Below are 24,456 nucleotides of genomic sequence, written 5' to 3'. Positions count from 1 at the left end.
CCGTCGGACGGCGCGTCGTCGGTCAGCGACCGGCGATCAGATCCAATCCGTTGTCACGCAAGAACAGTTTGCGGGTGTCGTCGCCGAGACCCTCCACGCGCGAGAAGAAGTCGGCGGGCTCGCGCAGCCCCTCCGCATGCGGCCAATCCGACCCCATCAGCAGGGTCTCGGTGGAGCCGAGCTTCTCCACCATGCCGACCGTGTCGTCCTCCGGGTAGGGAACGACCCGCACGTGCTTCTTGAAGATCTCGCTGGGGCGCTCCGACAGCTGGCCTCCCAGCCAGCGGCCGTTGCGCGCCATGCCGCGGCTCTTGTCCATGTGACGGATGAAGTGCGGCACCCACTCAGCACCGAACTCGCTGACCAGCACCTTGATGTTGGGGAATCGGCCGAAGAGGTTGTCGAAGATCAGGGCCGACAACGTGTCGGTGATCGGTCGCTCGCCGTACGCGTTCTGCCACTGCCACGCCGAGAACTGGAACGGCGGGACGAGACCCCAGCCCCAGTCCACCGAAACGTTCGACTGATAGTAGAACTCTGAAATGTGATAGCACACCACGGCTTTCGCCTCGTTGATCCGAGCCCAGAAGGGATCGAAATACGGGTCACCGGGCGACCGACCGTAGGCCGGACCGGCCGGCATGACGATGAACCGAGCACCCTTGTCCAGCACTCGATCGAGTTCCTGACATGCGCGATCGAGGTCACGCATGGAGATCATGGCCGGCGCATAGATGGTGTCCTTGTACGCGAAGCCCCAGTCCTCGTCGATCCACTTGTTGAACGATTCGATGTTGTCGTACAGCGGGTCGATACCGTCGAGGTATGCCTCGGCGAGCAGCGCCCAGCCGCCGGGGTACATGATCGCCTTTTCGATCTGCTGCTCACCCAGCTGGATGATGCGCTTGTCGCGATCTCGATACTCGGGCTGAATGGGTTCATAGAATCGGCCCGAGTCGGTGGTCTCTCCGGAGGCGCGCTGCTTGAGCATCTCCACCAGCGAGCCCGGAACGTACGCCTCGTCGAGATCGTTCTCGAGCGCGGTGACGATCTTGTCGTTGGCCAGCAGGACCTTTCGGTCATATCCGGGCACCTGGACCGGCCGGACGGCGGTGTGCAGCTTGTTCTTCGGCATGAATCGCGTGAACGCGTCGGTCGCCTCGTATGAATGCTGGTCAAAATCTGTCATCAGGTAGGGCAGGGTGCCCACGGTGTTCTCGATCAGGGCCATCGGGATTTCCTTCCTCGTGGTGGCGGTGGATGCGACGTTGCGTGATCGCCGGCCACCCACTTCCGGGGGGCTACTGGGACCGGCCGATCAACCCGAACCACTCATGAGAGAGGTTATCATCACGAGAGCTTCTCTCACAAGAGAGTAAGGCTGTTTTATTTAACTGATTGCCCGACGTGCACACCACCCGATCGGACTACAGTGAGAGTAAGTCTCATCATGATAGGATCTCGCACATGTCTACCCCGTCCACGACGACGCCGATGTCGCAACGCGACAAGAACCGCGCCCGTACCCGGCGCGACATCGAAACGGCTGCGCTCGAAATGTTCGAGACCCAGGGTTACCACGCGACGACCGTGGACCAGATCACCCGGCTGGCCGGGTGCTCCAACGCGACATTCTTCCGTCATTTTCGCTCCAAGGAGGACGTGCTGTTCGCCAATGACGACGCTGCGGCCCGTGAGCTCGCACGCTTCGTCGACGAGCGAGTCGATCGCGCCCATACACTCGGCGCACTGGCCGAACCTTTCGCGGCCTACGCGACGAGCCTTCTGGTCGAGGCCACATCTGATGCACAGCGTCTGACGCGGCTGGTGATGACGACCCCGGACCTGGAAGCACGTAGTCTACGAATGCGACTCAAATGGGAGCATGCGGTGTCGAGGACCCTGGCATCCGAGTCGGATAGCGACAGAACGTCCTTCGACGATGTACTCCTCGCGTCCTTGGCAGTGTCGTGCCTGTCGACAGCGTTGTGGCGCTGGCAGGAAGTCGATATCTCCGACGATGTCGGGACGCTGACGAAGGCGGCATTCGAATCTGCCGTGCGCCTCGGATCGCGCTGATTGAGTAGATAACTCGGGCTTCACCAAGCCGGCGGGCTCAGCTGGGCGCGTCTGCCGGTTGCGGCCGATAGAACAACGCCAGCTGAGCCAGGCCTGCGCCGACGCCCACGACCAGCGCGATGAGCGCACTCTGCCAGGAACCCGTCCCGAACCCGGCGACTTCGTCGATCGATGCGCTGCCCGGACCAGTTGTCGCGACGCTGAAGGCGATGACGGCGAGGATGAAGTTGTACTCCCACCCGTTGGAGACAATGAAGAATCCGTTCTCGCGGTGCGACGTCCACGCAGCGACGATCATCAGTGCGATCATCGCTGCCGCGGCCAGTGGAGTGAGGAAGCCCAGCGCGAAGAGCACACCGGCGACGACCTCGGTCGACGCTGCCAAGAGCGCGTGCACCCTGCCTGGCCTCATGCCCATGGAGTCGAACCATCGGCCAGTACCTGCAATCTTGCCGCCACGGAAGAACTTCACGTAACCGTGGGCAGCAAGAGTCAGGCCAGTGGCGACCCGCAGCACCAGGAGACCCATATCAAGGGCGGTCATTCAGAGGTCCTCTCTCTCCTCCGAGTCCTCAGCGGTCCGCCAGAAGATGCTTGCGCAGCTTGCCGGTCGGGGTGCGCGGAAGCTCGGTGACAATCCGAAACTCTTTCGGTTGTTTGAATCGCGCCAGCTCCTGCGTGCACAGGTCAGACAGTCCCGCGATCAGCTCGGTGGGGTCATCATCCGCTGTGACAGGTTGGACGTAGGCAACAACGCGATGTCCCATCTCGGCGTCTTCAACACCGACGACCGCGACGTCCAGTACGGCATCGTGCGCGATCAGTACATCTTCGATCTCGCGCGGGTAGATGTTCACCCCGCCAGAAATGATGAGATCCGAGCGCCGGTCCGCGAGGAACAGGTAGCCGTCCTCGTCGACCCATCCCATGTCGCCCACCGTGGCTCGTCCGTCTCCATCGTGTGCCGCCGAGGTCTTGTCGGCGTCCCCGTGATACTGGAAGTCGACGCCTCCGGCGAACCAGATCGTTCCGATCTCCCCCACGGCCATGGGCGCTCCGGCGTCATCGAGAATGACCGGCTCTCCCAGCAATGGCTTTCCCACGGAGCCCGGCTTCTGGAGCCACTCCTCGGAGAAGATGCTGGTGGCTCCGACCCCCTCGGTAGAACTGTAGAACTCGAAGAGAATTGGTCCCCACCAGTCGATCATCGAGCGCTTCACTTCGACCGGGCATGCCGCAGCGGCATGGACTGCGGTCCGATGTGACGAGAGGTCGAACTTGTCACGGACTTCTGGTGGTAGCTTCAGCATCCGCACGAACATCGTGGGTACCCATTGACTGTGGGTGACCTTGTACAGCTCGATGAGTTCAAGCGCATGCGCGGCATCGAACGACCGCATGACGACTACGGTTGCGCCATGTCGGAGTGCGCCCATCGACCATGCCAGCGGTGCGGCATGGTAGAGCGGGGCCGGCGACAGGTACACGTCGCCGGGTACGAGCCCGAGGAGTCCGGAGAGCCAACGCCCCGGGAGGTCCGGGTAACTTCCGAACTCCCCGCCCACGAGTTTGCGCTCGATGCCCTTGGGCCGGCCGGTGGTACCAGAGGAGTAGAGCAGGAAGTCACCTTCGGCCTGGTCCTCGATCGGGACACCGGGAAAGTCATCCAACCTCAGCGACTCCCAACCGTCGGGTAGGGAGGAGTCGTCGACAGAGAACTTCCGCACCTCATGACCTGCAACGGAGACCAACTCGCGACACTGATCCGATGAGATCACCAGCTTCGCACCACAGTCGCCGATGATGTAACCGGCCTCCGCAGGCGTGAGGTGTGTGTTCACGGCGGCATAGTAGAGACCGCTGCGCTGCGCCCCGAAGGCGAGGACGAGCAACTCGAGTCGGTTCTCCAGGACGAGAGCAACGGTATCCCCGGTGCGCAGGCCCTGCTCTCGGAAGAAATGGGCGGCCTGATTGGACTTCGCCTCGAGTTCGCCGAAGGTCAAGGAGTCCCCGCCGGGCTCCACCACGATCGCAGTACGCGACCACCACTCGCTTGGGAATACTCCAGCAGACATCGCCACCTCTTCGCCGCGTACGCCGTCGGTCGACCCCGGCACACCAGGACCATCCATCATCTAACTAATTACTATAGTCTAACTGATTAAGGGCCGGTCGCCTATACCCTATGCACCAGGGGATCTGTTCGCGATCACGCAACGAGACGTCTGGACATACCGCCCAGCAGGCGATGGGCCGTAGTCCACCCCGTCGGCGAGGTCGGGCCGCTCAGGGAGCACCTACCTCAGGCACCAACCGATCATGCAGTTCTGCCATGCGGCCGATGTAGGCATCATAGTCAGGGAACTTGCTCGAGAAGTCCTCGACCACGGCAGGATGGGTGATACCGAGGAAGTGACCAGACTCGATCGTGTCGAACAACATTGTCGCGGCAGCCTCCGGTGTGACCGCAGTGGCCATGGCATCGCGCCCGTATGCGGTTGCGCCGGCACCGGCTTTCATCATCGGTGTGAGCATCCCTTTGGGACAGAAGCACGAGGCTTCGATGCGCCGCGACGCATAGGTGAACGCGAGCCACTCGGCCAACGCCAGTTGCGCATGCTTGGTCACCGAGTACGCCAGCGCGACCGGATTCGAGGTGAGGGCGTTCGCGGATGCCACGGCGGCCAGGTGACCGCTGGACCGCGCCAGCATGCCCGGGAGCAGGGCTCGCGCGGCGTACACATTGGACATCACATGAATCGCATATTCCCGAAGCCAGTGGTCGTCTGATGTAAAGGGATCGCTGAACCCTCCGACGCCGGCGTTGGAGATGAAGATGTCGATGGCGCCGAGTTCACCTTGAGCCGAATCGATCGCGTTGCGTAGATCAGCCTCGCTGGAGACATCGCATCTCACCGCCAGGCCACCCACCTCACTGGCCACCGCAGCGGCCGCGTCGCCGTCGATGTCGAGTACAGCGATTGCCGCCGCTCCGAGTTCTTCGGCGCGCCGACAGGCGGCCGCCCCCAATCCGGCGCCACCGCCGGTGATTGCGACAACGCGGTCGTGAACCATCATTACTGCTGCCCTTCGCCCTTCCCCCTGGTCCTCGGCATCGGTATCCACGTCGGAACTCGTCGTCCGATATAGCCGCGTTGTGTGGAGGTCACACCAGATCACCCCCGGCGGCCAAAGCCGTCGAGCCGTGTTTCTCGTACGACGACAACACGTTACGGCCGACTCGCCATCGATGGACCTCGTCCGGACCATCGACGAGGTGTTGCATCCTGGCTTCTGCGTACCAGGCAGCGAGTGGTGTGTCCATCGTGTAGCCGAGCGACCCATGGATCTGCAGTGAGGTGTCGACCACGTTGCTGAGCATGTCTGCCATGAAGTTCTTGGCGATCGAGTTCTCGTTGGAGATGTCGAGTCCGCTCTCCATCCGGTAGGCGATGTGCATGACCATCAGTCGCGCGATGTAGAGGTCACGAGCGCAGTCGGCGAGCATCCACTGAATCCCCTGACGGTCGGCTAGTGGACGACCGAACGTGTTGCGCGACAGCGCCCGTTCGGCCGCCATGTCGAGCGCTCGCTGCGCACGTGCGATGCTCCACATCCCGTGGCGTATGCGCCCATAGCCGAGTCGGTGCTGACCCGACGCAAACCCTCCGCCTCGCTCGCCGACGATGTTCTCGACCGGAACGCGAACATCGGTGAGGGTGATCTCCGCGTGACCCGTCACGTACTCACCCTGATAGCCGGGGTCGACGGTGTCGTGCAGAGTCGGAACATCACGAACGATGGTGAGTCCCTCGGCGGGTAGTTCGACGAGAAAGGTGGTGAACTGTTCGTGCCGGGGAGCATCGGGATCTGTCTTGGCCATCAACAGCATGTAGTCAGACCGGCTGGCCCCGCTGGTGAACCACTTCTCGCCGTTGATGACCCAGTGGTCGCCGTCGAGGACCGCGGTGGTCTGCATACCCGTCGCATCGGCGCCGGCGCTGCGCTCGGTCATCGCGAAGCAGATGCGTTTGTCGCCGTCGATGAGCGGCTTGAGGTACTGCTGCTTCTGGTCTTCGGTACCGAGTTCCAAGAGCGTGAGCATGGTGGCATCTTGTGGTCCCATGCAGTTCATCGCCCAGCCTGCGAGCGAGGATCGTCCCACCTCCAACTGGATGACCGCGTTGGCCACATGACCCTGGCCCATGCCGCCCCACTCGACGGGAATGAATGGACACCACAACCCCGCTTCTTTCGCGCGCGTTTGGAGCTCGGCGACGATGCCGGCGAACGGCTCCTTGCCGACGCGCCCTTCGTGGGGAATGACCTCGCGGTCAATGAATTCTGCCACCCGGCCACGCAACTCGCGCACCGAATCGGGCAGGCTGAAATCGATCATGGCTACCGCCACCCTTCTTGTGGAAAAACTCTGCGCCGTAGCGTCAGCTGGTCTGCCGGTATCGGCCACCGTCGATTCGGATCAGTTCGCCGGTCACGAAGGACGACGAGTCACTGGCCAGCCACAGCGCCGCCCCGACGAAATCCTGGGGAGTGCCCATCCGCTTCAGGGGCGTCGCATACGTGGCGTCGCGCAACAGTTCGTCTGACCACACGCCGGCGATATCCGTTGCGACCGCTCCCGGCAGAATCGCATTCACACGTACCGAGGGCGCGGCAGCTTCCGCCAGACCGACCGTCAAGGCGTTCAAACCGGCTTTCGCACAGGCATAGACGAGCTCGTCTTTGCCTGGTCGCAACGAACCGATCGTGCTGATGTTGATGATGCTGCCACCCTGGCCGTTTGCCATCCTGTCTGCGAACAATGCGGAAAGACGAAAGGGGCCTTTGAGGTTGACGGCGCTCACCTTGTCGTAGTATTCCTCGGTGATCTCGACGATCGACGGGTATCGCGGTGACATTCCGGCGTTGTTGACGAGGATGTCGCAGCGGTCGAACTCGTCGAAGACACGCTGTGCCAATGCATCACATTCGCCCCAATGACCGACGTGGCAGCCAACTGCCAACGTGCGAACGCCGGTCTCCGCGGAGATCTCGGCGGCAGCTGCCGTGCAGGCATCGACCTTACGGCTGGCAATGACGACCGATGCCCCGGCCTGCGCGAGGCCGGACGCGATGGCACGGCCGATGCCTCTGCTGCCACCGGTGACCACCGCGGTCTTGCCGGCGAGGTCACCGACGAACCCGGTGCCGGTTGTTCGCGACGCGTTTCCTTGTGGCCTATCCATTGTCGATCCCTTCCCACGACGCAGTGAGAATCGCAAATGCATCCGCCAGCGCATCGGCCGGGTTGGTTCCGGTCTCGCCCTCTACCCAGCTCTGCCAGACGTCGTAGGCGACTGCGGATACTGCGGAGGCGATGACGCGCAGCTCGATTGCCCGCCCACCGTCGGAATCGCGACGGCGCGCGAGTATTTCACTGAGATCTGCCACACTGTTGACGATCTCCCCGTTGGTTCGCGACTTCAGATACGAACTCGATGCCAGCAGTTTTCCGCGCTGGCGCACCCATCCACGCATGTCCGACGGGGTAGACGACGTCTCGATGTACGCGCGAGTCAGCGCGGTCACCGGACCTTCATCGGACGGTCGACGCTCCAGCGCGTCGCGTAGGCGATCCAGCAGTGATCGTTCGTATTGCAGTACGATCTCGTCCTTGGATGCGAAGTAGCGAAACACCGTCCGTTGCGAGACACCGGCGCGGCCCGCAATCTCTTCCACCGACACCCCGTCGTACCCGTGGTCATCGAACAACTCCAGTGCGCATGCGCTGATTCGCTCCCGGACCGATACAGCGTGTAGCTCACGGGCCCGGCTCGCCACCGAGTTCATGCTCGGGTTCCCGAAGCGAACTGATACGCGACGTCCACCAGTCGATCCACCATCGCCACCCACGTGGCGGCCGTGTCCTGGTCGCGTGATCTCGTCGCCCGGGCCACTCGACCCTCCAGGATCGAGGCCAACTTGAACAACGCCAGAGCCTGATAGAACGGCAGATACGACATGTCCCGCCCGGTGCGTTCGACGTAGCGATCGGCCAGTTCCGCCCGGCTCGGCAGGCCTGCCCGAAGCTCGGCGACACCGTCGCCGATGTCCCAGGCGCCGATCGCCGGCTGCTCTCCCGGCTCGGTCCACCGAGCAATCAGATGACCGATGTCGAGCAATGGGTCGCCGATCGTGCCCGTGTCCCAGTCGACGACGGCCGCCAGCCGCCGCGTGTCGACCGGCGAGGCCATCACGTTGAAGGGGCTGTAGTCGCCGTGCATCAGCCCGACGTCGTAGGTTCTCGGGCGATTGTCGTTCAACCAGTGAGCCAGCTTGTCGTATCCGGGAATGTCTCGTGTCCGGTAGCCGTCGACCTGGCCCGACCACCGCGCGACTTGCCGCTCGAGGAAACCGTCCGGCCGGCCGAGGTCCTCGATCCCCGCCGCACGGTAGTCGAGATCACCGATGGCGGCCACCGCGTCGACCATCGCGAATCCCAAGTCCCTGCGCGAACTCGGACGGTCGTAGGGCGGCGGTAATGGTCCCACCGGTGTGAAACCGTCCACCTCGGCCATGATGATGAACGCGGACCCGAGCGGGCTGTGCTCCGCTGTGCCTTCCAGCAGCGGCGTCGGATGCGGAACATCCGACCCTTCCAGTGCCGTGAGAATCCGCCACTCCCGCTCCATATTTGACGCGCTCGGCACATCTTTCACAGCGGGTGGTGCGCGCAGCACCCACGTGTGTCCGCCTCGGCGCAACCAGAACAGCTGGTTCGCAACGCCCGTCCCATTGCCCAGTGCTTCTATCGACAGCGGATACCCGTGACCAGGGAGACGATCGGCGATCCATTCGTCCAGGGTCGAAACATCGACATCCGCCGTATTCTTGGCCGCACCCACCAGGGGTCACCTCGCATCCGCGATCTCATGACGACGTCATGCCCAGATGAGTCTGGACCGCGGATCCCAGAACGAGACGCGCTGACGCTTACCCTGTAATCAGTAATCTATATGTCAGCGTGTGTCAACCGTCGATCCTTGCCGTCACGACAGCCTCGGCGCCCGCGTCGTCACCACGCGAGCGGCAGGTATCGCCTTCCCCAGAAGTTGAAGGGTGTGATTCGTTCACTGAAGCCATCCAGTCGAAGGTCCGGGAACCGGTCCAGGAGTCCGTTCATCGCGATCGTGACCTCGAGGCGCGTGAGCGGCGCACCTGGACATGCATGTGGACCGCGACCAAAAGCCATATGCTGCAACACCTCACCGCGAGGGCGGTCGAGGCGGAACTCGTCAGGTTCGCTGAACTTCTCCGGATCTCGATTGGCCGACCCGTACGTCGCCATGATCTTCGTTTTCGCCGGTATCCCCACCCCGCCGAGCTCCGTCTCCGTCAGACTTGTACGGAACATGCCCAGTACCGGAGCGTCAAACCGCAGACTTTCCTCGATTGCGTTCGGAAGGAGCGACCGGTCGTCCTGAACGGTCTCCCATCGCGACCTGTCTTCGAGCAGACGCCACACGAGGTTCGTCAAGAGCGACGTGGTGGTCTCGTTGCCGGCGAGCAACATGTTCATCAGAGTGTTGTTGATCTCGAATTCACTGAGCGCCTCGCCGTCGTCGTTGCGGAAGAGAAGCAGGCGGGACATGATGTCGTCCGGTAGCTCGGCCCCCAGGTGGCTGGGGTTGGGATCGTCTACTTCGGAAAGCAGTGCGCGACGGGGCGCCAGCTGCTCGGCCCAGTAGGAGTTCAACTCGGCGAGAACCCGACGGAATCCCGCCCCGTCCGAATCGGCGTTGTTCATCCCCTCCTCCATCAGCGCATCGGACAGCTTCTTGAAGTGCCCGAGGTCGCCGGTGATGCCCATGAGTCGGGCGATGACACCGATCGGCAGCGGGGCCGCGAACATCTCGTGGAAATCTCCGGATGTCGTAGCTGCCATGTTGCCGAGGAGCTCATCCACGAGTTGACGGATCTCCGGCTCGACGACCTTCAGGTTCCGTGGGGTGAGGCTATCGACTGTGGCCTTGCGGAACTTGCGGTGCTCGGACCCCTCGTTGTTGAAGCCGACACCGCGCTGAAACCGTGGCGACAACCCGTATGTCGCTGTCCACTCATCGGGATTGGACACGACGGCCACCACGTCGTCGTAGCGGAATGCAGTGTAGAAGCCAGGTTCCTGCTCGGTGAAGTGATGAACGGGACAGCTACCGCGGGCCTCCCGGTAAGCGGGGAACGGATCGTCTAAAACCTCCCGATCGAACGGGTTGTAAGGGCAGTTTGTGGTGGTCAACGCATCTCTCCAATTTAGGTACCAGTGTGGTCCTTAATAGTGAGCGTCACGGGATACGTTGTCAATGGGAGACTGGGGACGTGACGAATGCGAGGACACGAGGGCGTCCCAAGGACGAGTCACTGCGGCCTCGAATCCTGAACGCCGCACGCGGTGAACTGGCGGATGCCGGCGTCGAGGGCTTCAGCATGCGGAGTGTGGCGGCGCGAGCGGGAGTGTCACGCAACGCCGTCGCCGCCCGGTGGTCATCGACAGAGTCGCTTCTGGAGGACGCCCTGGGCGAGATCGCACCGTTCACGTTCGAGACCTCGGGAGATCTGCGCACCGACCTTCTGGACCTCGGCGCACGGTTCATCGACAACCTCGCGTCGGGCGCGTTGGACCTACAGCTGCGTGTGGCGGCAGACGCGCAGCGGCATCCGGACACGTTCGCACGGTTGCAGCAGCGGGTACTCCAACCAATGTCTGAGGCCCTGGTGACCGCGTTCGAATCTGCCCAGAATTCTGGGCAGATTCAGCCGGGTGACGTCACCTGGCTGGTCCGGGCATTTGTGGGAGCGATCCTGGCGAGGACCTTCCAGCGCCACGACCGGGAGGTACCGACGCCAACAGATCTGCGGGAACTCGTCGACGAAGTGCTGAGGTGGAGTAACGCCACGCGATAGGTGGTGTTCGGTGCCAGATGTGGAGACACGACCTCCCGGTCGCCATCGAGAGCGAGGCGCTCAATTACTGATCGCCGGCGCGGCACCGGCATAGCGGTCGTCATCGACCTGCGCGGCAGTGAAATCCGCGATATCCGCACGGGTCACCGCGAAGCCGATCTTGTCGGTGCCGAAGAAACCGACCCGCAGATCACCCACGGCGGGACCATCTTTGGGCGCGGTGAAGCGGATGATTGTCCACCGCAGTCCCGAGTTGGTGATGAGGTCGGTCATGCCGAGTAGCTCGCGGTAGGCACGCGGGTACATCGTGCGGCCCATCAAGGAGATGAGTCGCGTCTGCAGCGTCGGCTTCTCACGAGGATCGAGGATGCTCGGGGTTGCGTGCCCCACAAAGCGATCGACGCCGTGCCGCTTCATCGAGTCCAGAATGTGTCGCGTGCCCTCGATCAGCGGATGACCGGAGGCTTTGCGGTCCAGACTCGGCCCCAGAGCACTGACCACGCAGTCCGCGCCAGCCACAGCGTCATCGATCGCACTCGTATCCGACATCTCGCCGATCACGACCCGCACGCGGTCGCGCCAGCTTGCCGGGAGCTTGTCGGGATTGCGGGCGTACGCGGTGACGTTGTGGCCGCGATCCAGAAGATCGGTGACGGTGAGTGTTCCGATGGCGCCGGTGGCGCCGAAGACGGTGACATTCATGACCTGTTCCCTGCCGGCCGCCTCACCGGACGGTGATCACGATCTTGCCGAGAGTGCCGCCGGCGAAGGCGTCGAACGCGGCGGCAGCCTCGTCGAGGGTGAAGGTGCGCTGCACGCTGACATTCGCGTCGCCCGCAGCGACGCTCTCGCCGAGCCGACCAAGGGTCGCAGCATCGGGTTGCGCGTAGATCCCGACGGTCTCCACATTCTCCGCGAGCTGCTGGCCGGGCGGGACGATGGTGGACACGATCCGTCCACCCGAGCGCACCAGGTCCACGAGAGCGGTGGGGTCACCGGCGAGGTGGACGACCACGTCGACCCCGGCGGGATGGGCACTCTTGACAGCGGCGCCGAGATCGTCGGTGTGGTCGACGATCTCGGCGGCACCGAGGCCGGTGAGATGTTGCGTCGCCTCCTCGGTGGCAGCGGTGGCGAGCACTTGCGCGCCGGCGCGTGCGGCCAGCTGGACCACCTGGTTGCCGACACCTCCGGTCGCTCCGACGACGAGCAACCGCTGCCCCTCGGACAGTTCGGCGGCGTCGACGGCCGCGAGCGCCGCCGAGCCCGCTAGTCCCAGTCCGGCGCCGGTGACGAAGTCGATGCCCTCGGGAAGCTTGGCGAGGCCGACAGCCGTGGGAACGGTGACGTACTCGGCGAACGACCCATCACCGAGGTAGGGCTTGGTCACCACACCGAACACTCGATCGCCGATGCGATAGTCGGTGACACCCGCCCCGACGGCGTCGATCTCGCCGGCGAAGTCCTTGCCCAGCACGACCGGGAAGCGGTGATCCATCATGCCGTTGAGTGAACCGCCCGCTACCGCGAGGTCGAAGCCGTTGATCGATGCGGCGTGAATTCGTACGCGCACCTCCCCCTCGGCTGGCTCGGGGATATCGACATCGATGACGTCGGGGGCGACGTCGAACTCGGGAAGCACGAATGCGCGCATGGTTTCTCCTTCATGAATGATGTTGCACCCCACCGCGACGAGATACGAACCGTTCGGTACCGGTCGTCCTTCGGCGCAGTAGAGCGATTGCTCCGCCTGCCACGTGTCAACCAAGCAAATGGAGCCGATATTCCACATATACCACATCGGTGACGCCAACCGGAAGAACCGCTCCGGATTGCTACCATAGGCCGATGGCACAAACAGAGGGCGCAGGCCCCAAACCGTTGCGCGCCGACGCCGAGCGCAATCGCCAGGCCATCATCTGCGCCGCCGCAAACGTGTTCGCCGAGAAGGGAACAACGGTCACCCTGGAGCACATCGCGGATATCGCCGGCGTCGGGGTCGGCACGATCTATCGCCGCTTCCCCACCATCGACGACCTCGTCGCCGTCGTGATGGAGGCGAAGATCACCCACTACGCCGACCGTTCCGAGCAAGCAGCTGAGCAGGCCGTCGACGACCCGTGGCTCGCGTTCGAGGAGTACGTCTTCTTCATCCTCGAACAGCAGGCCACCGACCTGGCATTCAGCGAGCTGATCTTGCGTCCCGACGAGGCCACCGCACTCTTCCGCAGCGAGATCACGCGCGCGTTCGAGGCCAGCGTGCTGCTGGTGGACCGAGCCACAGCCGCCGGCGCGTTGCGACCAGACTTCGACCACAGCGACCTGTATCTGGTGCTCAACGCCAACGCGGGCATCGTCGCCAACATCGGGCGAGAATCACCCGACAGTTGGCGCCGATTTGCTCAGTACATGCTACAGGCGTTCGGCCACGCGGGCCAACAGCAACTTGTCCCGCCTCCTCGGGAGTGGAAGCGGGACAGTTGATTGCGGCGCAATGACGGTCAGCTGACCGAGGTGGCCTCCGACGACTGGGAGGATTCGGTGGTCGCGGAACCCTCACCCGACTCCGTTCGGGTGGTTCCGACGAGAACCGAAGCGACCGTGCAGGGTTCAGTACCCTCGTTGCGCCAGTTGTGCCACGCACCGCGCATGATGATGGTGTCGCCCTTCTTGACCAGCACCTCGCGGCGGTCGAGTTCCAGGATCATCTCACCGGAGAGCACATGCACGAAGTCGATCGAGTCGGTGATGTGCATACCCGGTCGATCCTCGCTGAACGATTCCGCCAAACCCGGCATGTCCGAGGCACTTTCGGTGTCCTCGACCCGGTAACGGTCGATGTCGCCCGATCCCTCGGACTTGGGCAGGAAGGTGAAGAAGACGAAACGCACGCCGCCCACCGGCGGAAAGAACGGGTCGGTTTCCGGTTCGGGATTCTGACCCGGCCCCACCGTGCCGATCCCTTCTGAGGTCCCCCACAGCAGGCTGCCCTTGAAGAGCGGATTCTGGTCGGCGTCGTATTCGGTCAGCGCCTCCACTGTGCGCTCGTAGTAGTCCGAGGTACCGTCGTCCTCCACGCGGGTAACGACGACGCGTGCCGTGTCTGGGTGATGCATGAGACCTTCCTTCCGTTGGGCCGGTGTCGGCGCACGGCACCGGCACCGGCTCTCTCCACTACTTCGTGGTTTCGCCGGTCAAGGTGGACAGGTAGTCGGCGGGCAATCCGATCGCTCGTGGCTCCACATACGAGTCGAAGCCCTCCAGACCTGCCTCGCGACCCAATCCGCTCTGCTTGAAACCACCGATCGGGGCATGGAATCCGGACGGATTGCCGTTCAGTTCGACTGTGCCCGTGCGAATCCTGCTGGCTATGGCGAGGCCACGATCGATATCTGTGGTGAACACCGCACCGTTGAGGCCGTAGTCGGAGTTGTTCGCGATCGCGAGCGCCTCATCTTCGTCCCGATAGGTCAGTACTGCGAGCACCGGCCCGAAGATCTCTTCTTGCGCGATACGCATGTCCGGGTCGACATCGGCGAAAATGGTCGGCTCCACGAACCAACCGCGGTCGATGTCCGGCCGCCCGCCACCGGCCACCACCGTCGCGCCCTGCTCGCGGCCCGACGCGATGTAGCCCTCGACGACACCACGGTGTCGCTGAGTGACCATAGGTCCGATCTGGGTGACCGGGTGTGTCGGGTCACCGACGGGCATGGACTCGATGAGGGCCGTCAGGCGGTCGAGCACCTCGTCCTTGAGACCCTGCGGCACCACCAGACGCGTCTTGAGGCTGCAGACCTGCCCACTGTTACGCAGCGAGAGATAACGCAGCGACTCGACCGCCGAATCCAGGTCGGCATCGTCGAGGAAGATGGCCGCCGATTTTCCGCCGAGCTCGAGCGTGAGCCGCTTGAGATCCTGACCGCACACGCTGGCGAGATGTCGACCCACTGCGGTCGAACCAGTAAAAGCAACCTTGTCCACGTCGGGATGGGTGGCGAGGTACTCGCTACCCTCGCGACCGGCCGGCAGCATGTTGACCACACCCGGCGGTATCCCGGCCTCCTGCAGCAACTCCGACACAAGATAGGCGTCGAGCGGCGTCTCGGGCGACGGCTTGATCACAATGCTGCAGCCCGTCAGTAGCGCCGGCGCGAGCTTCATCATCAAGACACTCTGCGGCACATTCCACGGAACCACCGCGGCCACCACGCCGATCGGCTCCTTGGTGACCAACGCGCCACCCTTGGCCGACCGACGAATGGTGCGGAACGGATACTCGAGTGCCAGCTCCAGGTACGCATCGAGGATCGCCAACGGCGTGCCCGTCTGGATGACCGGGGACATGCTGATCGGACATCCCATCTCATGCGTGATCAGCGCGGAGAGGGTGTCCGCGCTGTCAGCATAGAGTGCACGGAACCTGTGCATCACCTCCAGTCGATGCTCCAGAGATGCCGTCGCCCACGGCCCCCGATCGAACGCGGCACGCGCCGCAGCAACAGCCCGGTCGACGTCCTCACGCCCGGCTTCGGCGACCGACGCAACCACGCGTTCGGTCACCGGTGAGATGACATCGATACGCTGATCTCCCACCGGGTCAACCCATTCACCATTGATGAACAGTTGGTCGAATCGTCCGGTCCAGGGCAGGTTCGACGCGCCGGCGGTGACGTCGGGGGCGGCTTGTGTTGTCACGTGGTTTCCCTTTGCATGCGGTGCGGCCGGAGGCCGATGGTCAGAGTGAGTGGGGTGGCCGGAAGTTCGACGCTGACACCCACGTCAGAATCGAATCGCGCCACGGATGAGCTTCCCGGCGCGCAGGTCGTCGACGAGGTCATTGACCTCATCGAGCGTGTAGTACTTGGTGATCAGCTCGTCGAGCTTGAGTTGTCCGGAGTCATACATCCGCAACAGTTTGATGATGTCGTACTGCGGGTTGCAGCTTCCGTACTGCGAACCCACGAATGACCTTCTCGTAGCGGACCATCTCTGCGCTGGGCACCTGGACGGTGAGCTTGCCCGGGTGCGCCTGGCCGGTCACCACCAGGGTGCCACCCTTGCCGATTGCGGCGAACGCGTCGGCGATCACTTCCTCGTCGACGACACCGACCGTGACCAGCGCCTGGTCGGCCCCCTGCCCCCAGGTGAGTTCGTTGACCTTCTCCCCTGCGGCCTTGGCGTCCGTGAACGCATGTGTCGCACCGAACTTCAGCGCTGTGTCGAGTTTGAACTGCACCGGGTCGACGACGACGACGAACTTTGCGCCGGCCGCGACGGCACCTTGCACGGCGTTGATCCCGACACCGCCGATGCCGTAGACGATGACTGTGTCGCCGGCTGTCACGCCGCCCGCATTCACCGCGGTGCCCCAGCCGGTGGGGACCCCGCATCCGACCAGGACGGCGACGTCGAGGGGCAGCCAATCGTCGATCTTGACCACCGACAGCTCCGAGAGGGTGGCGCGCTCGGAGAATGTACCCAGCATGGAGAAACTGCCGTAGTCCTTGCCGTCGGCGTGGTAGCGGAATGTTCCGTCGAATGCCGTGCCGTTCACGAGAGTGGCACCGTTGTCACACATGTTGGATCGCCCGGTGGCGCAGTAGCGGCAACGGCCGCAGGCCGGGATGAAGCTGCACACCACGTGGTCACCAGGTTGGACCTTGGTGACGCCGGGCCCGACCTCTTCGACGACGCCCGATCCCTCGTGACCGGCCACGATCGGGAACCGCGGCACGATGTCACCGTCGATCAGATGCAGATCGGAGTGGCACAGCCCGGCTGCCACGAATTTCACATGGACCTCGCCGGGGCCCGGCGGATCGACGTCGAGTTCCTTGATCTCGAACCTGGTGCTTCCTTCTTCCAGAACGGCGGCCCTGGTCTTCATCTACTCCACCTCACACGAGTTGCTGACGAAACGAAGCTCATCATCGGCGACAATTCCCTACAATAAATAGACATACTGATGTTGTCAACGTCACAGGCCATAGGCCGTCGATGCGGCGTCACAACCAACGGCAACACCGTCGATCTCACCGACTTATCCGATCAAGCAGGCCTGCGTGGGCGCCATGCGCGCGCACTCCCCGGGCACATCCGCCCAGCGGGTCGCCCGCGAGCCCGCGCGTTCGCACCCTATATTTACTACAATAAATACGCCGCGCTGCCGGATGCGCCACCTCTAATTTGGACACACGGCCTACCCAGGCGCGGCGCGCTTGATGCAGTAGATTCGGTGCGGATCCACTATCGGAGGCAGTCAGATGAGCGTGACCCCGCCAACGCGGGCCAGGCGCGGCGTGAAGCTCGCCGAGCAGCTGGCACAGGAGATCGTCGCGCAGATCTCGCAATCGGGGATGAAGGCAGGCGACCGGCTCCAATCCGAATTGTTGATGGCGCAGCAACGTGGTGTGAGCCGCGCATCGCTTCGCGAAGCCCTCCGAATACTGGAAGTTCACGGCCTCATCACCATCCGCACCGGCCCTAACGGCGGGCCCGAGCTGGCCGAGCTCACCGCACGCGACTTCTCCCGCATGGCGACCCTGCACTTCAACGCCGCTGGCGTCACATTCCGCGAACTCCTGGAAGCGCGGGTCGTGCTCGAACCGCGCATGGCCGAGCTCGCGGCCGTCAACCGGACACCCCAGCAGATGCTGGCGCTGCGGTCGAACGTCCGCGAGCATCGACGGGCGGACGATCTGGTGGAACTCGTCCGCTACGCCCATGACTTCCACGAACTGGTGGCGGACATGGCCGGTACCGATAATCGGGCATTGTCACTGATGACGGCCTCGATCCACGGGATCTTCGACGTGTACCTCCACCGCGGCCGCAGCGTCGAGGCGATGCAGTCGACGGCGGGCGTGCACGCCGAGATTTCCGATGCGATCGAGGAGGGCGATGCCGAGCGTGCCGCGTCATTGATGGAGTCGCACATGCAAGCGAGCGCCGACACGTTCGAGCGGGAGAATCCCACCCTGATCGACCAGACCGTCTCCTGGCTTTCCACCTGATCTCAGCAGCGACTCGCCCCGCCCCCGAACCGATCTGCCGAAGGATCTTCCTGCGCTCCGGGGGTTGACGAACAGGCCCGCCTCGGTTCACTGTATTTATTGCAATGAATACCGGGTGCGTTGGAACGGCACTCCGATGAAGGAGTTCAAGTGGAGATCATCAGGGGCCGTGTGCCCGACACCCCTACGCAGGAGCGGACCGGACCCTTCACGGGTACCGCCTGGGGTGACCACCTCCTCAACACCGACGACGTGGCGATGAGCACGGTGTACTTCGCACCCGGCGCGCGCACGTTCTGGCACCACCACGAACGGGGACAGTTGCTCACAATCACTTCCGGTGAGGGACTGGTCGTTTCGCGCGATGGCACGGTGGCGCGAGTCCGAGCCGGCGACATGGTGTGGACACGACCCGGCGAACAGCACTGGCATGGCGCATGCCATGACTCCTTCATGGCCCACACATCGACCACGCTGGGTGCCACCACGTGGCTCGAAGAGGTGTCGTGCCCGGATTACACGCACGCCAACGACGGCGTGACCGCAGAGTAGGGAGATTCGACATGTCCGAACGCCGTTACATCGTGACCGGTGCCGCCAGCGGCATCGGTCGGGCGGTCGCCGAGCAGGCAGCGGCCGAAGGTGCCGCACTCAGTCTGGTGGACATCTCCGCCGACGCTCTCGAGGATGTCGCCGCCAAGCTGCGGGCCAACGGCAATCGCGTTACCACCGTGGTCGCCGACCTGACGTCGGCCGACGAACCGGCCCGTGTGGTCGAGGAGTCGGTGAGCTTCCTCGGTGGACTCGACGTGCTCGTCAGCAACGCCGGTGCACCGGAGCTCTATCTGCTCAAAGATCTTCCGATCGAGGCATTCGACCGTGCGATCGCACTCAATGTGCGAGCGACCTGGTTGCTCGCGCAAGCTGCGCGCCCACACCTCATCGAGGCCGGGGGCGGCAGCGTGGTGGCCACCGGATCGGTCTGCGGACACCACCCCGCCCCACCGCAAGGCGCCTACGGCGTGGCAAAGGCCGGTCTGTTCATGCTCATCCGTCACATGGCGCTCGAGTGGGGACCCGAGGGCATCCGGGCCAACAGCGTCTCCCCCGGCCCGACGATGACCGGGCTCACCGAGGGGGTCTTCAACGACCTCAACGACCCGCAGCAACGCGCCGTCCGCGAGATGCGGGAGTCGAAACTGCCGCTTCGCAAGCTCGGCACCCCCGACGAGGTCGCCGCGGCCATCGTGTTCCTGGCGAGTCCGGCCGCTTCCCAGATCACGGGTATCGACATCGTCGTCGACGGCGGCATGTCGACGGTGTTGATGCCGTCGGCGGGCGTGTCGACCGGACAGACATAGGCCAAGTCGTCGACGCGCCTTCGGCGCGTCGGCGCACCGCCCGGAGCGCTGACCATCGCGGCGGTCAGGAACCGATCACCTGCCGGACCGCCGGCGCGACCACCTCGCCGAGCCGACGGATCGAACCGAGCACCAGTGGCCGCGGCAACCCGCCCAGATCGACCTGGCCGAGGAAGCGGTCCACGCCCAACTCGGCGTGCAGGTCGAGGATCTTCTCGGCGATCTCCCGGGGGCCGCCTACCATGAGCGCGCCGCGTCGACTCGCCAGGTTCGACATGTCGGCGCGGTCGACGTGCCAGCCTCGACCACCGTTGGTGTTAGGAGAGAGATATCGCTGGTAGTACGGAAAGAACTCGTCCAGCGCGGCCTCCCGCGACTCGCCGACATAGAAATGACTGGTGATCCCGACTTTCAACATGTCATCGGAGTGACCGGCGGCGCGGCCCGCCGCGCGGTAGGTGTCGACGAGCCGCTTGGCGTGATCGAGCGTGCCGCCGATGAGTCCGAGCGCCATGGGCAGTCCGAGCTGACCGGCGCGCTGCGCGCTGGACGGAGTTCCGCCCACCGCGACCCAGATCGGCAGATCTTCGCGCATGGGCGGATTCGGGGCGGCATCGCGCAGCGGTGGCCGATGGGCTCCGCGCCAGGTGACCTGTTGTTCCCCACGCAGGCGTATCAAGAGGTCGAGCTTCTCGGCGAACAAGCTGTCGAGGTCGCCGATGTTCTCCCCGAACAGGGCGAACGGCTCGGCGAATGCGCTGCGACCGGCGTAGATCTCGGTTCGGCCGTGGCTGATCATGTCGAGCGTGGCGAAATCCTGATAGGTCCGCACCGGGTCGAGCACGGACAACACCGTCGCCGTCGTGGTCAGCTGGATACGAGAGGTCGCCTGCGCGATCGCGGCAAGGTTGACCGCCGGCGACGAGACGGCGAACTGCCGCGAATGATGCTCTCCGATCCCGAAGACATCGAGTCCCGCCCGCTCCGCGGCGATTCCGTATGCGGTGATGTCGTCGGTGCGCGACGCCGCCGTATCGGTGGAGCCGGCATAGATGTCGGTCAGGGAGAAGACTCCGAGTTCCATAGGTGGTGTCCTTTGTCGTGTCCTGGCGCCGGCTGTTGAGGGCCGTAACCACACTGCCCTCGACGCACACATACCAGCGCATCAAATGGAGAAAGTATTCCACATGTACACTTCGGGGGTCTGCTAAGCCCTCCCACGGAGAGCTACCCGGGCATAGCCTTGGGGACATGACCATCAAGGACGATGTCCGCGAGTTCCTGATCACCCGCCGGGCCCAGGTTCGACCCGATCAGGTCGGTCTGCCCGAGTTCGGAAACGACCGACGCGTGCCGGGATTGCGACGTGAGGAAGTGGCGATGCTTGCCGGTGTGAGCCTGGACTACTACACACGTCTCGAGCGCGGCAACATCAAGGGCGCCTCGGACAGTGTGTTGAACGCCATTGCCAGTGCGCTGCGCCTCGACGACATCGAGCGGTCGCACCTGTTCGACCTCGCCCGACGCGCAGGTACACAGCGCTCCAGCCGCACTCCTGCCCGGCGACCGGCAGCGGTGCGTGTTTCGGTGCAGCGGGTGCTGGACAGCATGGCCCTGCCGGCGGTCGTCTACAACGCCGCCCACGACATCGTCGGGGTGAATGAGGCGGGACGCGCACTGTATTTCATCCATTTCGACACCGAGGCGACGCCGAACATCGCCCGCACCACCTTTCTCGACCCTCGCGCACGCACGTTCTACGCGGATTGGTCCGAAGCGCGTCGGATGACTGCTGCGATGCTCCGATTCGAGGTGGGCCGCAACCCACTGGACGAGGAACTCACCGCCCTGATCGGTGAACTGTCAACGCGCAGTACACTCTTCCGAGAGAGTTGGGCCGAGCACGACGTCCACGAGCATCGCAGCGGCGTGAAGACCTTCAACCACCCCGGCGTCGGCGCGATCACGGTGAGCTACGACGGGTGGCAGTTGCCGGGTGAGGACGGGCTGTCGATCGTGACATACAGTGCCGAGCCGGGCTCTGCGGACGCCGACCGCCTTGCGCTGCTTCCCGCCTGGGCGGCACAGCACACCGCGTCCGCACCGGAGAGCGCCGTCGACCACGGGTCAACGAAAGCGACGTCAACGCCCGAGTAGACACGGGCACAGGCGAACCGCGCTCCGCATGACAATCACAGTCGCGGGCGGAGCCGCCAAGCGTCAGAGAGGACACACATGAAGACACGCAGAATTGGTTCGATCGATGTCAGCGCGATCGGGCTGGGAGCGATGCCGCTGTCGCTGGGCAACCGCCCCGACGAGACACGCGCCATCGCAACAATTCACGCCGCGCTGGATTCGGGGGTCACCCTCATCGACACCGCCGACGCCTACCAAACCGGCGCCGACGAGGAGAACCACAACGAGATCCTGGTCGCGAACGCGCTGGGCCGGTATTCGGGCGACTTGTCGAAAGTAGTGGTGGCGACCAAGGGCGGCTATGAGCGCCCGGCGGACGGCAGTTGGGTCAACAACGGCAGGCCCGAACACCTCAAGGCCGCAGCCCGGGTCTCGGCGAAGAACCTCGGCGTGGATGCCATCGCGCTCTACCAGTTCCATCACCCCGACCCGGCGGTGCCGTTCGAGGACTCGATCGGCGCTCTCAAGGACCTCATCGACGACGGACTGATCCGCGCCGCTGGGATATCCAACGTCGACACCTCCCAAATCCGTACTGCGCATGGAATTCTCGGCGACCACCTGGTGTCAGTGCAGAACCAGTTCTCGCCTGCGCACCAGGACTCACGCCGCGAACTGGAGTTGTCCGCGGAGCTGGGGTTGGCGTTTCTTCCCTGGAGTCCGCTGGGCGGTATGAGTCGCGGCGGCACCCTTGCGGATGCGAACGCCGCGTTCGCGGCCATCGCCGCAGAGCGCGGTGTGAGCCCTCAGCAGGTGGCGTTGGCGTGGGAGCTGTCGCTGTCGTCGACGGTGATCCCGATTCCCGGTGCATCACGTCCCGAGAGCATCTCCGATTCCGCCTGCGCGGCCGACCTGCAACTCACCGACGCCGAACTCGCCCGCCTGAACGGCTGACCGGGACGCACAACCAGACGACCGACACGAAAGCGAAGGACAGACATGCGTGGAGTAATTCTCGAGGGACCTCGCGATATCCGGGTCATCGACCGCGAGGACCCGAAGGTCATCGAACCGACCGATGCGGTCATCCGGATCACCGCCACCTGCATCTGCGGGTCGGACCTGTGGCCCTACCGCGGCGACGACGACAGTGAGCACCAGGTGATGGGCCACGAGTACGTCGGTGTCGTCACCGAGATCGGCGACGACATCACGACGCTGAAGGTCGGCGACCATGTGGTGGGATCGTTTGTGATCTCCGACAACACCTGTGAGATCTGCCAGGCCGGGTACCAGTCCAAGTGCGTGCACGCCGAATTCGTCGCCGAGGCGATCGGAACGCAGGCCGAGTACGCCCGAATCCCCTATGCCGACGGCACATTGGTCGTCACACCGGGTGAGCCCGACCCCGCCATTGTCCCGTCGTTGCTGGCGGCTTCCGACGTGCTGGGGACCGGCTGGTTCGCCGCGGTGGCGGCCGAGACCGGCCCGGGCAAGACCGTCGCCGTGGTGGGCGATGGTGCCGTCGGACTCATGGGTGTGCTGGCCGCGAAACAACTGGGCGCGGAACGGATCATCATCTCCAGCCGCCACGCCGACCGGCAGGCACTGGCAAGGGAGTTCGGCGCGACCGATGTCCTCGCCGAACGTGGCGAGGAGTTCGTCGACAAGGTCAAAGAGCTCACGAACGGCTACGGCGCACACAGCGTCATCGAAGCCGTCGGCACCGCCGAGGCATTCACGCAGGCTCGCAAGTCGGTTCGCCCGGGCGGGCACGTCGGGTTCGTCGGCATCGCCCACGACGTGCAGATCCCCGGCGACGAACTGTTCTTCGACGAGATCCACCTCCACGGTGGGCCCGCCCCGGTCCGGCGCTTCCTGCCCGATCTGATCCAGCTGATCTGGGATCGCAAGATCGATCCGGGCAAGGTCTTCGATCTCACCCTTCCTCTGGCCGAGGCCGCCGAAGGGTACAAGGCGATGGATGAGCGCCGCGCCACCAAGGTGCTCCTGACCGTCTGAGATAGTCGCCGAGGCAGGCATTTCCGACGACTTTCGGGGCCGCGACGTTCACGTCGCGGCCCCGAACTGTATCCGCCGACTCAGACCGCCGCGCGTCCCCCATCAACGGGAAGCAAAGCGCCCGTGATGAAGCCGGCCCGGTCCGACGCCAGGAAGACCACCGCGTCGGCGACGTCGGTTGTCTTGCCGATCCGCCCCATCGGGATCGACTGGGCGATCAGGTCGAGGTTCTCGCCCATCGCCTCCACGACGGCCTGACTACCGGTCGCGCCCGGTGCGACCGTGTTCACCCGGACCCCGGCGTGTGCGAATTCCGCAGCCCAGCTGCGGGTCAACGATTCCAGGGCGGCCTTCGACGCCCCATACACCGACATGTTCGGAGTGCCGTGTCGGGCGACGAGGGAACTGACATTGATGATGCTGCCGCCACCCTGCGCGATCATGTGCGGCGCGAGCGCGGCGGTCAGGAAGAACGGCCCTCGGACATTGGTGGCGAACTCGGCGTCGAAGGCGTCCACACTCTGGTCGGTGGTGGGAGCGGCCGTCGCGGACGCGGCGTTGTTGACGAGGATGTCGACCGGGCCCGCCTGATCGGCCAGTCGCCGAACACTGTCGATGTCGGTGACGTCCGCGGTGATGAACTGCACGTCGTCGCCGAGTTCGGCCGCTGCAGCACGCCCACGCTCCTCGTTGCGTCCACTCAGGATGACCCGAGCGCCCGCCTGACGCAGGGCGGCGGCAATCTGAAATCCGATGCCACCGGTGGCTCCTGCGCCGGTGACCAATGCCGTCTTCTTGCCAAGTTCCATGCTCGCTGCATTCCTTCTGTCTCGGCTCGGCGCGTTATGCGCCTCGCCACACTCGGCGGGTCCAATCGG

At 64.2% G+C, this 24,456-nt stretch carries 24 protein-coding genes and 1 pseudogene; 9 read left to right on the top strand and 16 right to left on the bottom strand.

Annotated elements, in window-relative coordinates; all coding sequences use genetic code 11:
• Positions 1-22: 22 nt before the first annotated feature.
• Positions 23-1,231, bottom strand: a complete 1,209-nt coding sequence (locus NWF22_RS14595) for an amidohydrolase family protein (RefSeq protein WP_160903665.1) — start codon at positions 1,229-1,231, stop codon at positions 23-25.
• 263 nt (positions 1,232-1,494) lie between these two features.
• On the opposite strand from NWF22_RS14595, the gene NWF22_RS14590 reads away from it, so the two are divergent.
• The gene (locus NWF22_RS14590) at positions 1,495-2,079 is read left to right on the top strand and encodes a TetR/AcrR family transcriptional regulator (protein ID WP_233751619.1); all 585 of its coding nucleotides are present in this window, start codon (positions 1,495-1,497) and stop codon (positions 2,077-2,079) included.
• Positions 2,080-2,116: 37 nt separating this feature from the next.
• Here NWF22_RS14590 and NWF22_RS14585 read toward each other — a convergent pair whose 3' ends face one another.
• From NWF22_RS14585 to NWF22_RS14550, 8 genes are all read right to left on the bottom strand, one after another.
• Complete coding sequence (locus NWF22_RS14585; RefSeq protein WP_160903666.1) at positions 2,117-2,623, bottom strand: DoxX family protein; 507 nt, start codon at positions 2,621-2,623, stop codon at positions 2,117-2,119.
• A gap of 28 nt (positions 2,624-2,651) precedes the next feature.
• On the bottom strand, positions 2,652-4,154 hold the full coding sequence (locus NWF22_RS14580) for an AMP-binding protein (protein WP_160903667.1): 1,503 nt from the start codon (positions 4,152-4,154) through the stop codon (positions 2,652-2,654).
• 211 nt (positions 4,155-4,365) lie between these two features.
• On the bottom strand, positions 4,366-5,157 hold the full coding sequence (locus tag NWF22_RS14575) for an SDR family NAD(P)-dependent oxidoreductase (protein WP_160903668.1): 792 nt from the start codon (positions 5,155-5,157) through the stop codon (positions 4,366-4,368).
• 88 nt (positions 5,158-5,245) lie between these two features.
• Positions 5,246-6,478: an acyl-CoA dehydrogenase family protein gene (locus tag NWF22_RS14570; protein WP_160903669.1), complete on the bottom strand. Its 1,233-nt coding sequence runs from the start codon at positions 6,476-6,478 to the stop codon at positions 5,246-5,248.
• 43 nt (positions 6,479-6,521) lie between these two features.
• Positions 6,522-7,325, bottom strand: coding sequence for an SDR family NAD(P)-dependent oxidoreductase (locus NWF22_RS14565; RefSeq protein ID WP_160903670.1), 804 nt, complete (start codon positions 7,323-7,325; stop codon positions 6,522-6,524).
• Complete coding sequence (locus NWF22_RS14560) at positions 7,318-7,920, bottom strand: TetR/AcrR family transcriptional regulator (RefSeq protein ID WP_160903671.1); 603 nt, start codon at positions 7,918-7,920, stop codon at positions 7,318-7,320. The genes NWF22_RS14565 and NWF22_RS14560 overlap by 8 nt, the downstream gene beginning before the upstream one ends.
• A gap of 5 nt (positions 7,921-7,925) precedes the next feature.
• Positions 7,926-8,984, bottom strand: a complete 1,059-nt coding sequence (locus NWF22_RS14555) for a phosphotransferase family protein (protein ID WP_160903672.1) — start codon at positions 8,982-8,984, stop codon at positions 7,926-7,928.
• Positions 8,985-9,154: 170 nt separating this feature from the next.
• Complete coding sequence (locus tag NWF22_RS14550; protein ID WP_233751624.1) at positions 9,155-10,375, bottom strand: cytochrome P450; 1,221 nt, start codon at positions 10,373-10,375, stop codon at positions 9,155-9,157.
• Positions 10,376-10,455: 80 nt separating this feature from the next.
• Between NWF22_RS14550 and NWF22_RS14545 the strand changes: the two genes are divergently transcribed.
• Positions 10,456-11,040 carry a TetR/AcrR family transcriptional regulator gene (locus tag NWF22_RS14545; RefSeq protein WP_258321157.1) on the top strand — a complete coding sequence of 195 codons (585 nt, stop codon included), beginning with the start codon at positions 10,456-10,458 and terminating at the stop codon, positions 11,038-11,040.
• Between the two features lie 60 nt (positions 11,041-11,100).
• Here NWF22_RS14545 and NWF22_RS14540 read toward each other — a convergent pair whose 3' ends face one another.
• Together NWF22_RS14540 and NWF22_RS14535 are read right to left on the bottom strand one after the other, a co-directional pair.
• Positions 11,101-11,742: an NAD(P)-dependent oxidoreductase gene (locus NWF22_RS14540; RefSeq protein ID WP_160903673.1), complete on the bottom strand. Its 642-nt coding sequence runs from the start codon at positions 11,740-11,742 to the stop codon at positions 11,101-11,103.
• Positions 11,743-11,764: 22 nt separating this feature from the next.
• Positions 11,765-12,694, bottom strand: coding sequence for an NADP-dependent oxidoreductase (locus tag NWF22_RS14535; protein ID WP_160903674.1), 930 nt, complete (start codon positions 12,692-12,694; stop codon positions 11,765-11,767).
• Positions 12,695-12,888: 194 nt separating this feature from the next.
• Between NWF22_RS14535 and NWF22_RS14530 the strand changes: the two genes are divergently transcribed.
• Positions 12,889-13,524 carry a TetR/AcrR family transcriptional regulator gene (locus NWF22_RS14530; RefSeq protein ID WP_160903675.1) on the top strand — a complete coding sequence of 212 codons (636 nt, stop codon included), beginning with the start codon at positions 12,889-12,891 and terminating at the stop codon, positions 13,522-13,524.
• A gap of 17 nt (positions 13,525-13,541) precedes the next feature.
• On the opposite strand, the gene NWF22_RS14525 is transcribed toward NWF22_RS14530, so the two are convergent.
• The 3 genes and pseudogenes from NWF22_RS14525 to NWF22_RS14515 form a co-directional block, all read right to left on the bottom strand.
• On the bottom strand, positions 13,542-14,156 hold the full coding sequence (locus NWF22_RS14525; RefSeq protein WP_160903676.1) for a cupin domain-containing protein: 615 nt from the start codon (positions 14,154-14,156) through the stop codon (positions 13,542-13,544).
• Between the two features lie 58 nt (positions 14,157-14,214).
• Positions 14,215-15,738, bottom strand: a complete 1,524-nt coding sequence (locus NWF22_RS14520; RefSeq protein ID WP_258321156.1) for an aldehyde dehydrogenase — start codon at positions 15,736-15,738, stop codon at positions 14,215-14,217.
• Between the two features lie 84 nt (positions 15,739-15,822).
• Positions 15,823-16,930 (bottom strand): annotated as a pseudogene (locus NWF22_RS14515) (NDMA-dependent alcohol dehydrogenase).
• Positions 16,931-17,342: 412 nt separating this feature from the next.
• Between NWF22_RS14515 and NWF22_RS14510 the strand changes: the two are divergent.
• The 3 genes from NWF22_RS14510 to NWF22_RS14500 all read left to right on the top strand — a co-directional run bounded on the left by NWF22_RS14510 (position 17,343) and on the right by NWF22_RS14500 (position 19,417).
• Complete coding sequence (locus NWF22_RS14510) at positions 17,343-18,056, top strand: FadR/GntR family transcriptional regulator (RefSeq protein ID WP_258321155.1); 714 nt, start codon at positions 17,343-17,345, stop codon at positions 18,054-18,056.
• Positions 18,057-18,206: 150 nt separating this feature from the next.
• A complete protein-coding gene (locus NWF22_RS14505) occupies positions 18,207-18,608 on the top strand; it encodes a cupin domain-containing protein (RefSeq protein ID WP_129913338.1) in 402 nt (133 codons plus the stop codon).
• An 11-nt stretch (positions 18,609-18,619) separates the two neighbouring features.
• On the top strand, positions 18,620-19,417 hold the full coding sequence (locus NWF22_RS14500; RefSeq protein WP_160903678.1) for an SDR family NAD(P)-dependent oxidoreductase: 798 nt from the start codon (positions 18,620-18,622) through the stop codon (positions 19,415-19,417).
• Between the two features lie 64 nt (positions 19,418-19,481).
• Here the strand turns inward: NWF22_RS14500 and NWF22_RS14495 are convergent, their stop codons facing one another.
• The gene (locus NWF22_RS14495) at positions 19,482-20,501 is read right to left on the bottom strand and encodes an LLM class flavin-dependent oxidoreductase (RefSeq protein WP_160903679.1); all 1,020 of its coding nucleotides are present in this window, start codon (positions 20,499-20,501) and stop codon (positions 19,482-19,484) included.
• A 167-nt stretch (positions 20,502-20,668) separates the two neighbouring features.
• Between NWF22_RS14495 and NWF22_RS14490 the strand changes: the two genes are divergently transcribed.
• The 3 genes from NWF22_RS14490 to NWF22_RS14480 all read left to right on the top strand — a co-directional run bounded on the left by NWF22_RS14490 (position 20,669) and on the right by NWF22_RS14480 (position 23,578).
• Complete coding sequence (locus tag NWF22_RS14490; RefSeq protein ID WP_160903680.1) at positions 20,669-21,574, top strand: helix-turn-helix transcriptional regulator; 906 nt, start codon at positions 20,669-20,671, stop codon at positions 21,572-21,574.
• A 78-nt stretch (positions 21,575-21,652) separates the two neighbouring features.
• Entirely contained in the window at positions 21,653-22,510 is an 858-nt protein-coding gene (locus tag NWF22_RS14485) for an aldo/keto reductase (RefSeq protein ID WP_160903681.1), read from the top strand.
• Positions 22,511-22,555: 45 nt separating this feature from the next.
• Positions 22,556-23,578, top strand: coding sequence for a zinc-dependent alcohol dehydrogenase family protein (locus tag NWF22_RS14480; RefSeq protein WP_160903682.1), 1,023 nt, complete (start codon positions 22,556-22,558; stop codon positions 23,576-23,578).
• Between the two features lie 80 nt (positions 23,579-23,658).
• Here NWF22_RS14480 and NWF22_RS14475 read toward each other — a convergent pair whose 3' ends face one another.
• Positions 23,659-24,387 (bottom strand): SDR family NAD(P)-dependent oxidoreductase, encoded by a 729-nt coding sequence (locus NWF22_RS14475; protein ID WP_160903683.1) that lies wholly within the window; start codon positions 24,385-24,387, stop codon positions 23,659-23,661.
• Between the last annotated feature and the right edge of the window lie 69 nt (positions 24,388-24,456).

The sequence above is a fragment of the Gordonia mangrovi genome (assembly GCF_024734075.1).
GTDB classification, from domain to species: Bacteria; Actinomycetota; Actinomycetes; order Mycobacteriales; family Mycobacteriaceae; genus Gordonia; species Gordonia mangrovi.
The sequence above is the reverse complement of the archived record's forward strand: the minus strand, read 5'-3'. Positions and strand labels throughout refer to the sequence as shown.